Annotated in this window: 13 protein-coding genes and 2 pseudogenes; 3 read left to right on the top strand and 12 right to left on the bottom strand. The window is 68.8% G+C overall.

Annotation, left to right across the window (positions count from 1 at the left end; all coding sequences use genetic code 11):
- Positions 1-114 precede the first annotated feature (114 nt).
- A complete protein-coding gene (locus U9979_RS18775; RefSeq protein ID WP_322751720.1) occupies positions 115-507 on the top strand; it encodes an SCO5389 family protein in 393 nt (130 codons plus the stop codon).
- Here the strand turns inward: U9979_RS18775 and U9979_RS18770 are convergent.
- The 5 genes and pseudogenes from U9979_RS18770 to U9979_RS18750 all read right to left on the bottom strand — a co-directional run.
- Positions 497-1,387: a metal ABC transporter permease gene (locus tag U9979_RS18770; RefSeq protein WP_322780409.1), complete on the bottom strand. Its 891-nt coding sequence runs from the start codon at positions 1,385-1,387 to the stop codon at positions 497-499. The two genes, U9979_RS18775 and U9979_RS18770, sit on opposite strands and share 11 nt — an antisense overlap.
- Positions 1,384-2,322, bottom strand: coding sequence for a metal ABC transporter permease (locus U9979_RS18765; RefSeq protein WP_322780408.1), 939 nt, complete (start codon positions 2,320-2,322; stop codon positions 1,384-1,386). The genes U9979_RS18770 and U9979_RS18765 overlap by 4 nt, the downstream gene beginning before the upstream one ends.
- Positions 2,319-3,152: an ABC transporter ATP-binding protein gene (locus tag U9979_RS18760; RefSeq protein ID WP_322780407.1), complete on the bottom strand. Its 834-nt coding sequence runs from the start codon at positions 3,150-3,152 to the stop codon at positions 2,319-2,321. The genes U9979_RS18765 and U9979_RS18760 overlap by 4 nt, the downstream gene beginning before the upstream one ends.
- Complete coding sequence (locus U9979_RS18755) at positions 3,149-4,114, bottom strand: metal ABC transporter solute-binding protein, Zn/Mn family (RefSeq protein WP_416220252.1); 966 nt, start codon at positions 4,112-4,114, stop codon at positions 3,149-3,151. The genes U9979_RS18760 and U9979_RS18755 overlap by 4 nt, the downstream gene beginning before the upstream one ends.
- A 403-nt stretch (positions 4,115-4,517) precedes the next feature.
- Positions 4,518-4,619 (bottom strand): annotated as a pseudogene (locus U9979_RS18750) (TetR/AcrR family transcriptional regulator); the annotation flags it as partial.
- A 78-nt stretch (positions 4,620-4,697) separates the two neighbouring features.
- Here U9979_RS18750 and U9979_RS25300 point away from each other — a divergent pair.
- Together U9979_RS25300 and U9979_RS18745 are read left to right on the top strand one after the other, a co-directional pair.
- Positions 4,698-4,817 (top strand): annotated as a pseudogene (locus tag U9979_RS25300) (sulfate adenylyltransferase small subunit); the annotation flags it as partial.
- A 67-nt stretch (positions 4,818-4,884) separates the two neighbouring features.
- Positions 4,885-5,595: a 3'(2'),5'-bisphosphate nucleotidase CysQ gene (locus U9979_RS18745; RefSeq protein WP_322780410.1), complete on the top strand. Its 711-nt coding sequence runs from the start codon at positions 4,885-4,887 to the stop codon at positions 5,593-5,595.
- 18 nt (positions 5,596-5,613) lie between these two features.
- Here U9979_RS18745 and U9979_RS18740 read toward each other — a convergent pair whose 3' ends face one another.
- From U9979_RS18740 to U9979_RS18710, 7 genes are all read right to left on the bottom strand, one after another.
- On the bottom strand, positions 5,614-6,969 hold the full coding sequence (locus tag U9979_RS18740) for a hypothetical protein (RefSeq protein ID WP_322780405.1): 1,356 nt from the start codon (positions 6,967-6,969) through the stop codon (positions 5,614-5,616).
- A gap of 61 nt (positions 6,970-7,030) precedes the next feature.
- Positions 7,031-8,410 (bottom strand): HAMP domain-containing sensor histidine kinase, encoded by a 1,380-nt coding sequence (locus tag U9979_RS18735; RefSeq protein WP_322780404.1) that lies wholly within the window; start codon positions 8,408-8,410, stop codon positions 7,031-7,033.
- The gene (locus U9979_RS18730; RefSeq protein WP_322780403.1) at positions 8,407-9,063 is read right to left on the bottom strand and encodes a response regulator transcription factor; all 657 of its coding nucleotides are present in this window, start codon (positions 9,061-9,063) and stop codon (positions 8,407-8,409) included. Before U9979_RS18730 ends, U9979_RS18735 begins: the two co-directional genes overlap by 4 nt.
- 194 nt (positions 9,064-9,257) lie before the next feature.
- Positions 9,258-9,686, bottom strand: coding sequence for a type II toxin-antitoxin system VapC family toxin (locus U9979_RS18725; RefSeq protein WP_322780402.1), 429 nt, complete (start codon positions 9,684-9,686; stop codon positions 9,258-9,260).
- Positions 9,683-9,943 (bottom strand): hypothetical protein, encoded by a 261-nt coding sequence (locus U9979_RS18720; RefSeq protein WP_322780401.1) that lies wholly within the window; start codon positions 9,941-9,943, stop codon positions 9,683-9,685. Before U9979_RS18720 ends, U9979_RS18725 begins: the two co-directional genes overlap by 4 nt.
- A gap of 299 nt (positions 9,944-10,242) precedes the next feature.
- Positions 10,243-10,989, bottom strand: coding sequence for an SDR family oxidoreductase (locus tag U9979_RS18715; protein WP_322751575.1), 747 nt, complete (start codon positions 10,987-10,989; stop codon positions 10,243-10,245).
- A gap of 306 nt (positions 10,990-11,295) precedes the next feature.
- A complete protein-coding gene (locus U9979_RS18710; RefSeq protein WP_322780400.1) occupies positions 11,296-11,535 on the bottom strand; it encodes a hypothetical protein in 240 nt (79 codons plus the stop codon).
- Positions 11,536-11,831: the final 296 nt, after the last annotated feature.

Genomic DNA, 11,831 nt, shown 5'->3' with positions numbered 1-11,831 from the left:
CCTCTCATGGTGGGCCCGGCCGGATGAACACGCGACTGCAGCCCATATTGACAATGGTTGTCAAATCGGAGATAGTCGATGTTCCAGCGTGTCGCTGCGACAGGAGGATCAGTCATGTCCTTGACCGTGTCCCCGGATCTGCTCGTCCAAGCCGAAGCCGGCCATGTCGACCAGGAGGCGTTCCTGGCGTGTGTGCGCGAGTCGCTGCCCTACGCCTACGGGCTGGTCGAACGACTCGCCGGTGAGCTGCCGGCCGCCGGGCGCGACTTCGCGGACAACCTGGTGCCGCCACCGGACGACGCAGCGCAGGGGCAGTTGCTGCGGGCGATGGCAAGTACCGCGATCCGCAGCTCGCTGGAGCGGCGTTTCGGGGTGGCGTTGGCATTCCAGAACTGCCACCGGCTGGCCGTGTTCCGCCCGGCCGCGGTGGGCGGCGAACAGTACCGCCGGTTCGTCTCCGCGGAGAGCCAGCTCCTCAACCAGCAGCCCGGGTTCGTCAACTGCTGACCGTCACCTGGCGGGGGACGCCGGCCGCCGGCGGTGGGTCTGGGTGCAGCGTGTGCGCTCGGCGTGCGGTCAGCGAGGTGGCGCCCAGGGTGGCGGTGTAGACGGCGGTGGCGACGGCGATGATGGCGAAGCTCGGCGGGACCCGCGGTGCGAGGTAGCTCATCGTCAGCCCGGCCCACGTCACCGCGACCGCGAGCCCGACAGAGATCCGCATTCCGTGGTAGGGGCGGGTGGTGAGCCGGTGGGCCGCGCCGGCGGGCGCGGCGAGCAGGCCGAGTAGCAGCAGTGCGCCGACGGCCTGGGTCGCCTCGGCCGTGGTCGCCCCGACGAGGCCGAGGAAGCCGATGCCGAGGAGGCGGACGGGAACACCCTGGGCGGTGGCGACCGCCTCGTCCAGGCTCGCGAACAGCAGCGGACGTCCGATCGCGACCGTGGCGACGCAGATGGCCGCCCCGACCACGGCCGCCTCCCAGGCGTGGGATGCTGCTAACCCGAAGATCGAGCCGAACAGGATGGTCACTCCGGCGGTGCCGTTGCCGGTGCTGCGCCGGGTCGTGTACAGGGTGAGGAAGAGCACCCCGAGCCCGAGTACCCAGGCGAACACGCTGCCGATGACGACGTCGTCGGCCCGGCCACGGCGGCCCAGCACCCCGAGTACGCATCCGACGGCGATGGTGGCGGCAAACAGGCCGACGCGGGCGTCGATGCCGGTGGCCAGGGCGGCGAGCGCACCGGTGAACGCCACGTGGGACAGCGCGTCACCGGTGAACACCTGCGCGCGCAGGACCAGGAAGTAGCCGACGAGGCCCGCCGCCGCGGCGATCCCTGTGCCGGCGAGGAAGGCATGCTGGATGAACGGATGGTCGAACATCGTGATCATGCCGGTGCTCCCGCCATCCGGGGGCCGCGGGCGGCCCGGCCGAGCATGTCGTGGACACCGACGGCCAGGCGGGCGAGGAGGTACAGACCGAAGGAGAAACTGGTGATGAAAAAGCCGATCGGATACGGCGAGTAGTAGGCCACCGTCAGCCCGGCCCAGGTGACCAGCACCCCGAGGAGCACCGTGAGGGTCAGGCTGAGCACCGGCCGGGCGGTGAGGACCTGCGCGGTCGCGGCCGGGATCACCAGCAGGGTGAAGACCAGCAGGGTGCCGGTGATCTGGCTGACCTCGGCGGTGGCGGTCCCGAGCAGGATCAGGAATGCCGTCGACAGGCCCCGCACCGGCACCCCGGCGGCAGTGGCCACCGCCGGGTCGAGCGAAGCGAACAGCAACGGACGTCCGATGACCGCCAGCATGACCAGGACGACGAGGGCGAGCACGGCCAGGGTGCGGACCATCCCGCCGGTGATCCCCAGGAAGCTGCCGAACAGCAGTGCGTTCACCCCACCGAGGAATCCCTGGTAGAGGCTGACGAACAGGAACCCGCAGGCGAGGGCGAACGCCTGGACGGTGCCGACGGCGGCCGACTCCTCGGACCGCCCGGCGCTGCCCCCGGCGCTGCCCCCGCCCCCGCCCGCCGCCGGGATGGCCGCGACGGCCAGCGCCGCGGTGAGGCAGAAGGCGAAATAGCCGTAGGTCGCGCCGACGCCGAGCCAGATCGCCCCGGCCGCACCTGGAAAGCCGGCCATGGCCAGGGCGTGGCCGGCGAACGTCTGACGGCGCAGGATCATGAACCAGCCGATCACCCCGGCGGTCACCGCCACGACGGTTCCGGCCCGGAACGCGTTCACCATGAACGGGTAGGCGAACATCGCCCGGATGCCATCGGCCAGGTCCCACGAGAGGCCGGCCTCAGTCGTTGCGGCGACGATCATATCCGGCCGGTCCCACTGTGGCGGTCGACATGCACCGCGGGCGCTTCGGGCTGGCCGACGACCACGAGCCGTCCATCCGAGGTGGTCAGCACCTCGATGGGGGTGTGGTAGAGCCGGCTCAACGTCCCACTGGTGATCACGTCAGTGGGTGTTCCCGACACCGAACCGCCACCGGCGAGGTAGATGACCCGGTCAAGACTGGAGAGAATCGGGTTGACGTCGTGGGCGACCATCAGCACTGTCACCCCCGTCTGGCAGATGTCGCGGATGAGGGCCGCGACCGCACCGGCGTTGTACAGGTCAAGGCTGTCCAGCGGCTCATCGAGAAGCAGGAGCCGGGGCCCGCGGGCGAGCGCCTGAGCGATCAGCAGCCGCTGCTGCTCCCCGCCGGACAGCCGCCCGATCGGCTGGTGGGCGTAGCCGGCGGCGCCGACCAACTCGACCAGCTCGGCGACCCGTCCCCTGGCTGCCCGGCCGCGACGTCCGCCGGGCACGGGCAGGCCCCACCGGTGGCCGTCCAACCCGAGGCGGACCACGTCCAGCCCGCGGATCCGCACCGACGGATCGAAGCTGCGTCGCTGCGGCAGGTACCCGATCTCGGCCCGGGCCTGCCCGGGTGGCCGGCCCAGTACCACCGCCTGCCCCGCGGACAGCGGCAGCAGCCCGAGCGTCGCCTTGAGCAGGGTGGACTTGCCCACACCGTTGGGGCCGAGGATCGCGACGAACTCCCCGGCCGCCGCCTCGACGTTGACGCCGCTCCACACCACCCGCCCACCGAGGCGGACCGCGGCGTCCCGGAACACCGCCGTCGCCGTCGCCGTTCCTGTCATTTTCCGGTGGCCTGGGCCAGCGCGGCACGCAGGCCTTCCAGCTGGGCGACCTGCCAGTCCTGGAAGGACGTGCCGGCTGGGGTGAGTGTCTCGGTGATGGTGGTCACCGGGATATCGGCCGCCTTCGCCTCTTCGACCTGACGTTGGACGTCCGGGGTCGCGTTCTGGCTGTTGTACACGTAAACTTTGATCTTCTTGCCCTTGATCTGGTCGTCGATGGTGGCCTTGTCCGCGGCGGTCGGATCGGTGCCCTCCGAGATCGCGCGCAGGAACGCCGGTGGGGTCAGCAGGTCCAGTCCGAGGGCGGGGGTCAGCATCGCGAAGATGCTCTCCGACGCGCCGACCGGTGTCCCGCCGTAGGTCGTCTTGATCGTCGCAATGACGTCGGTGTACGGCTTCAGCGTAGTGGCGGTGAAGGACGTCCGCTGTTGGTCGAAGTAGCCCGCGTCCGCCGGGTCGATCTTCTTGTAGTCCGCGGTGACCGTGTCGATCACCTTGGCGACGTCCCCCGGGTTGTACCAGCGGTGCGGGTTGTCCCCGTCCGTCGCACCGACCAGGTCACCGACGGTCAGTACCGTCCGTCCATCTGTCGGGTTGGCCGCCACCAGTTTGGCCGCCCACGGGTCGTAGCCGACACCGTTGTCGATGAACAGCCGCGCACCGGCGATCGCCCGGCCGTCGGCAGGCGTCGGCTCGTAGTCATGCGGATCGGCGTCCGGGTTGTCGATGATGCTGGTGACCGTCACCCGCGCACCGCCGAGCTGAGCGGCGATGCTGCCCCAGAAGTTCTCGGCCGCCACAACCGTAATCTTCCTACCAGCGGCACTGCCACCGGCGGCGCTGTCCCCGGTACCACCCGGCGAGGATGTCCCGCATGCCGCGACGGCCCCCACCACCGCACATGCGGCCACCACGCCCAGGCGCAGGGTCCACCGACGCGGTACCGCAGCCGCACCTTCCATGACCATGATCTCCTCGCTGGCTGTCAACCGGATGCACTATCCGTACCGGGATCCATTTTCACCAAATCTAGCTGATAATGGAAACCGTTACAAGTTCGGGTAGTGGGCGGGGCGCGGCTGTGTGGCCGCGGTGGCAGCAATATCTTGGTGGGTAGCCGGCCCGGCACGAGTGGATGGTTGACATACATTTTCCGCCCGAAAACGGGCGCCTTCTGACGTCTTCCTTCCACTCGTCGCACCGCATGGAATGCGGATCAAGGAGTGGGGTTGGGGTGGATGCGTCGCGAGGCGCCGCCTGGCGCCGGCACGTACCCCGTCCACCGCTTCGCGCTGGCCGGGGACCCCTCGTTGGACGAACGTCCGGCGCCGACCGCTAAGAGTCTGTTTTGTTGCCGGGCGCTCCAAGCTTCGCCTGCGCGCCGCGTCGGAACACGGCCAGGAACAGATCGTCCATCGTGCGGAAGTAGAAGTGCACGAGGGCGGGTTTGATGCCCGCCTTTGTGGCGTCCAGCGGGGGCGCTTGCTGACGTTGCGTGCGCGCTTGACCGGTCGGCGGCGCGATGCTAAGCATGTGATCAGCACATTACTGAAGCGGGTCCGCTTCCGGACGCTGGGCTGCTACCTGCTGACCAGCTCGGAGCGCCAGGGCCGGGTGATCGACTACGACTCGTCCGGCCCGATGGTGAAGGAAAAGCCCGATGGCGAAGGAATAAGGAGGAGGAGCACTTCTGATGGCGCACGCGACCAACGACCTCCTCACCGCCGACGTCATGGACGACCACACCCTCGCCGCCACGCTCGCGTCCCGGGCCGGGGCTCTCCTGCTCGACATCCGCGCGCAGGGTGGCGCCGTGGGGGACCGGCGCTCGAACGAGCTGCTGCTGCGGCTGCTGGCCGAAGCACGTCCCGACGACGCCGTCCTGTCCGAGGAAGCGGCGGACGACGCCGTCCGCCTCACCCGGGACCGTGTCTGGATCATCGATCCGCTCGACGGGACGCGCGAGTACGGCGAGCCGCCGCGGGCGGACTGGGCGGTCCACGTCGCGCTCGCCGTGCACGGACGTCCCACGGTCGGAGCGGTCGCGCTGCCCGGCGCCGACCTCGTGCTGCACACCGGATCGCCGTTGACCGTCGCGCCGGCGTCGCCTGGCCCGATCCGTCTCGCCGTCTCCCGGACGCGCCCGCCGGCCTGGGTCGACCACTTCGTCGCATGCCTGGACGCGACGCTGGTCCCGATGGGCTCGGCGGGCGCGAAGGCGATGGCCGTCATCCGTGGACAGGCCGACGTCTACGCCCACTCCGGTGGGCAGTACGAGTGGGACTCATGTGCGCCCGTCGCCGTCGCCGCGGCCGCCGGGCTGCACGTCTCCAGGCTCGACGGCTCACCCCTGCACTACAACCAACCCAACCCCTACCTACCGGACCTGCTCGTCTGCCGCCCGGAACTGGCCGGCGTCGTGTTGAACGCATTACTGCGATGAATCGTCACACGGAAAGGCTCAGCCGAGTGTCGTGAGCAATGCGCTTAGCGCGGTCTTCTCTCCGTCCGGGTTGGGGCTCGTTGCCCGGAGCGCGCGCAGCACCGTATCGATTTTTCCATCGATCTTGGTCCAGGTAGCTTTGTCCTTCGGTTTCAGACGCGCCTCGCCCTTGTCCCACTCGGTTTCGAGATCGGCGATGCGGGCCGTGGCACCAGACTGGTTGCCGGAGTTCAGGAGATCCAGCGTGTCCTGTGTGATTTTTCGGAACTTCGAGAGGTCGCCGAGGGGCGAGACCTGCACTGGCTGGCTTCCGCCGGGTATCGCCTGCGCTCCCTGGCTTCCGCCGGGTATCGCCTGGGCCCCCTGGCTTCCGCCGGGAATCGCCTCTCCTGACGGCTGGCTTCCAGCGGGGACCGACTGCGCGACGGTACCCGAGTCTGACGTGTCATTTTGAAGCGCGGACTTGCGTACGGAGTATCCTGTCCCTGCGGCGACGAGGATAAGCGCCACGACGAGGACGGTTTGCCACAGGCCTCCTCGTTCCATGGCCTCGTCAGGGTCGAGGGCAGGCGCACTCGCGATGACATCGGCTTTCGTCAGCGAGAAATAAGCGACGATGCCGAGAATGCCGACCGTAAAGATGAGGCTCGTTACCGTCGCACCCAGACCGAGTCCGCCCTCGCTCGGTGACTGAGAGAGGTAGTCGCCGATCGACGCTCCAAGCGGGCGGGTCATGATGTAGATGATCCAGAAGGAGAGAACCGGGTTGAGTCCGAATCGCCACCCAATCGCAAGGACGGCGATCAGCGATACCACGATGACTCCCGTCATCAGGTAGCCGATCCCCAGCACCTCGGCCATGAGATCGCCGGTTGCCGTGCCGAGCGCGAAGGTGACGAGAATCGTCAGCCAGTAGAACGCTTCTCGTCGTCTGGTCAGGATGGAATGAATGGAGAGCGTCTTCTCGGTCAGATACCACGCGAGGAAGGCGAGAACAAGAAGAACGCCGAAGATCAGGGTGCTTGTTTCGAGTGGCACGCCGACGCTGTCCGTGAGGTTGTCGGTCACCAATGTGCCGAAGACGCTGACGAGCGCCACCGTCAGCCAGTACCTGCTCGGTACGTACCGATCCGCGCGGAACTGGACGATCAGAGCGACGACGAGCAGGACGCCGGTGATGACGGACGTGCCGGTCAGGCCAAGGTTCAGGTTGACGTTGAGAAAGTCGGCGGCCGATTCACCGACGGTCGTACAGAGCACTTTGATGATCCAGAAGTAGACGGTGACTTCTGGAACTTTGCTGAGCATCGGCCGGCCCCGCAACGATGCCGGGGAGCGGTGGCTGGGCACCGCGAGGCGCGTGGGAGTCGTCATGCTGCCACGGTGGCCCAGGAGGCCTGAACAAATCCTGACCACGTCGGCGGTCAGCGGCGTGTCACGCCCCGGGCAGCGACAGTTCGACAGTCGCGCCGGACCCGACAGTCGCGCCGGACCCGACAGTCGCGCCGGACCCGACAGTCGCGCCGGGCCCGCCGTCGAAGGCCCGTACGCTGCCGCCGGCAGCGGCCGCGAGGCGGTGGACCAGCGCCAGTCCGAGCCCCGCCCCATCGTGGCCGTCGTGTGGGTCCGCGCGCCAGCCCGGCTCGAACAGGTGCGCCGCCGTGTCGGCGCCGAGCCCGGGCCCGTCGTCGCGGATGTCGATGCGGACCTGGCCGGCGACGACCCGTGCCACCACGTGTACCTGGGTGTGTGCGTAGCGGCGGGCGTTGTCCAGAACCGGCGACAACATCCGCTCGAGTAGGCCGGCATCCATTCCCGTGAGCGTGCCGGCGGGTACCGACACCACCAGCTCTGGCGGGGCGCTCCACCGCTCGGCAAGGCCGTGCACCACCTCGCCGACGTCGCACCGGTCGGGCAGTCCACCGGCGCTCGTGCGGGCGGCGGCCATGAGGGTGTCGAGGATGACCGTCATCCGGTTCGCCGCGTCGGCGATCGGGGGTAGCGCCCGGTCGAACTCGGCCGCGTCGCGCGGCCGGCTCTGCAGCAGGCTGATCTCGGCGACCATGGCGGCCAGCGGGGTGCGCAGCTCGTGCGACAGGTGGTCGCTGAAGGCCTGCTCGTGGCGCAGAACCGCGCTGACCCGGTCCAGGAGACCGTCGAGCGTCGCGGCGAGCCGGTCGAGTTCGGCCGGTCGGGGCGCGGCTCCAAACCGGTGGTCGGCGGCATCCGCGCTCCACCGGCCTGCCTGCTCGGTCATCTCCTCGACCGGGCGCAACGCCCGGTCGGTGCTGACCTGTACCACCAGGTACACGCCGCCGAGCAGCAGCAGGGCCAGCAGCACGCTGCCGACGACGGCGATCTTCTCGGTCTGTCGGTAGGGGGCCAGGGACAGGCTGACGACGACGGTGGCCGCCTGTTGACCCTGCGACGTCACCGGTAGTGCGAACAGCCGGACCGGGGAGGCGTCACCCGTCGTCACCGTCCGCTCGCCTATGCCGGTCAGGGCGCTGGCCTGGCCCAGTAACGCGGCCCCGCCGGGTGGCTGCTCCACCGGCCGGCCACCCGCGAAGATCCACGTCCCGGTATCGATCGCGGTGTCGTCACGTACGTCATGGACGGAGACCGCACCGCTGGTGACGATCTCGACGGTGCTGGCGACAGCCTCTGCCCGGGTCCGTAGCACGGTGTCGGCCTGCTGCCGCAGCTGCGCACCGAGCGCGGCATTGAACGCCAGGGTCAGCACCGCGAGCCAGCCTGCGGTGGCCACGACCGCCACCGCCGCGATCCGGCCCCGCAGCGTCGAGGGCCTTCTCACGTGAACTGGTACCCGATGCCATGGACGGTTGTGATCGCCTGTGAACCGTCCACCAGCGCCAGCTTGCGGCGAAGCTTCGCGACATACTGGTCCAGGGTGTTGTCGTGGACGATCGCCCCTTCGGGCCAACCTGCGCCCACCAGCTCCCGCCGTCTCACCACCACGCCGGGCGACGCCATCAACCGGGCAAGGACCCGGTACTCCGTCGGGGTCAGGCGCACGCTTGTGGTCGCGGCGGCCAGTGCATGGCCGCGCGGGTCCAGGCGCAGGCCGTCAGGCACCGAGACCGGCGAGGACCGGGCCCGCTTCAGCAGCCCCCCCAACCGGGCCACGAGCTCAGCGAAGTGGAACGGCTTCGCAACGTACTCGTCACCGCCGGCCGCGAAACCCGAAACGAGGTCGGTGACATTCCCCCGCGCGGTGAGGAACAGCACCGGGACGTACACACCACGCGCCCGCAGGGCCTGGCACACGTCCCGGCCATCGGAATCCGGCAGGCCCACGTCCATCACGACCACGTCGAAACCGCTGTCGTCGGTGAACCGTGACAGAGCGGACGACCCGTCGGCCACCGCGGTCACGACCGCGCCCTGCTCACGCAGACCGCGGGCCAGGACGCCGCGCAACGCCGGGTCGTCCTCCACGACCAGCACCCGCGATCCCTCCACAGCCGCCAGTATGCCTAGGGCGCCAGCCGCGGCATGTCACCGTCCCCCTGGTCAGACCCCGGCCAAGCGGGCTGCCGTCCCGGTTGGTGGTGTACGTCGAGCTGTCGCCCCACTTCGTGGGTCTCGCACCGCCGTCGGCATTGACTGCCGACAGAGAAACGGATCGGTTGCCGGGTGAGTTACTGGAGGGGGTTGATCCATTTCAGGTTGGGAAACCTGGCGAAGTCGGTGTCGTTGGAGTGCATCTCGCCCTGGTGCTCGATGGCATAGGCGGCCAGTTGGACATCGGTGGTCAGATTTCCCGCGGTGCCGATCTCTTTGAGGAGCTCGAGTGCGATGCGCAGGTGTTCAGGACCTGGCACGAGAAGGTCGACGTTGGGTTGCTCGAGCCAGCCGTGCACGTATTCGACGGCGTCGTTGACGGCCAGCGGCGACTGGAGTACCCGAGCATGTGTGGCAATCCGCAGGAAGCCGAACACAGCGGGCTGGGTCAGGCCGACGCGGGCCGTGCTGTTGATTGTTTGCTCCCACCACGCGTGCGCGCGAGGGTGTTGCGGGAAGCCGGAGATCACCGCGTAGAGCAGCAGGTTGACGTCAGGGACGATCATGAGCCGCGCTGTGCGTTGTCGAGGATCGCCTGGTCTTCCAGCTCGTCGGCCAGCCGGTTGAACCCGGACGGATCGAAGCCCGGCCGCACAGCCGACTCGTGCGGCGTCAGGTGGTACGGCTCCTGCCGAGCGACGCGTGGCGCCAAGGCGCGTCGCAGCGCATCGTTGACGATCTGCTTCATCGGGCGATGTTCGCGATGGACGGCCTCCTCGACCAGCCGGGCAACATCATCATCGAGAGTCAGGGTGGTCCGCATGTAAGGCATCATGATGTCTTCGATTTGATGCGTCAAGATGCTTCCATGCTTCTGCGAGATTCCAGAATCCCGATTTAGAGCGCCCGGCAGTAGGGGCGTGGATGAAGGAGCGGGGCTGGGGTGCGTGCATCGCGAGGCGGAGGAGGGAGGCACCCTGGTTGTGGGTGTCGACTGACGACAACGAGGCGAGGTGCGTGCCCCAGCCCCGCGACGCCGCGTCCCTATTGCCGGTCGCTCTTAGGGGTAAATTACACTTTTATCCACTGCGAGACCGACCATCCGATGACCGTGCGCGCCGGTCAGGCCCGGTGGAGCTGCTCCCCCGGCCGGGTCACGACGATCTCCGGGACGACCGCGTGCGCGGACAGTCGGGTGACCGACATGACGAGTTCGGCGATGTCCGCCGTTGCGATCATGGAAGTGGGGTCGAGCTGCTCGTGCATCCAGGCCGTCATGTCAGTGTGGACGTAGCCGGGGCAGATCGCGGTGGCCGACACTCCCGCGCCGGAGACCTCCGCGTTGATCGACCGACACAGCGAGGCGAGCGCGGCCTTCGTTGCTCCGTAGGCCGCCAGCGCCGGCTCCGCGTACACACCCGTGATCGACGACAGGGCTATGATCTTCACACCGCGGGTGGGATGGTCACGGGCCGTCGTCCGCATCACCGGCAACAGCGCCTGGACGAGCACGTACGGCGCCCGGACGTTGACCGCGAACTGGCGGTCGAACCGGTGCAGCGGCGCAGTGTCAAGGGCGGCGGCGTAGCCGATACCGGCTGACATCACCAGCACGTCGAGCCGGTCGTAGGCTTCGACGTGTTCCGCGGCAAGGCCCGTCACGTCCTGCTCGACGGCCATGTCGGCGCGGTGAGGGCGTACCGTGCCGCCGGCCGCCGAGAGTTCCGCGGCAACGTCGGCGAGCCCGGCGGCGTTCCGCGCGGAGATCGTGAGGTCATAGCCGGCCGCGGCGAGCGACCGGGCGATCGTCAGGCCGATCCCGCGCGATGCCCCGGTGACGAGCCCGACGGGACGGGGGGAGCCGGTCACCCTGACGCTCCCTGTTCGCTCCCCGCCTGGCAGGGAGATCTGGTCACCGCATGGCCGATCAACTGCTGATCGCCTCCAGGCCGGCGGCGGCCAGCGCCGGGACCGCGCTGCCGGCCGAGGTACCGCGCCAGCTCCACCACTTTGGGATCCTGACGCAGATCAACCGACACGAAGCAGCTCCGTCCTCGTGCGTCGTCATGGATCCAGCGCTGATCTTGGCGGCCGGACGCTCTTATGCACGGTAGCCGCCCAGCCGGGCTTGGAGCCAGCAGTGTCGATGACGCCCGCCGTGCTCGCCAGGTTCACTCATTCGACGCCGTCGGACCCCGGGTGGTGGCGTTGCCGTACCCGGCGGGGGGCGGGGCGCCGGGTCTTCAGGCGGGCGGGATCGTGCTCGGCGGCCTCGAGAACGTGACCGACATCGTGACCGACATAGTGGCCGGGTGCCGGCAGCGGGGTTGGACTGGTCGTGCTCACGACGCCGCTCGGGCGCTGGAGCTCAACCTCGTTACCGAGGTTGTGGCGGATGAGGCTCTCGCGGACCACGCCCTGGCGCTGACCCTCCCGTCATTCCCCAGCGCTGCGACGGCACCTGGGTGTCTCGCCGACGCGCAACCATCATGCATCCCACGTGCCATCGTCGACCAAGGCTGCGAATAGTGGCCCTACGTCACGGACCGGACCGCACCTTCGTCTGACGACATCCACCGGCCCGGCCGCCACCGTGCGAACGCTCAGGCCACCGTCCGAACCGAGGTTTTGGAGCCCCGCAGGGTCCATACGATCAGCACGTTTCATCCCATGACATCATGACTTGCGAGTCCGTCGCACTGACCCTATTG

Source organism: Protofrankia sp. Cas4 (assembly GCF_963555915.1).
Lineage (GTDB): Bacteria > Actinomycetota > Actinomycetes > Frankiales > Frankiaceae > Protofrankia.
This window is presented reverse-complemented; position numbering and strand designations above follow the sequence as displayed.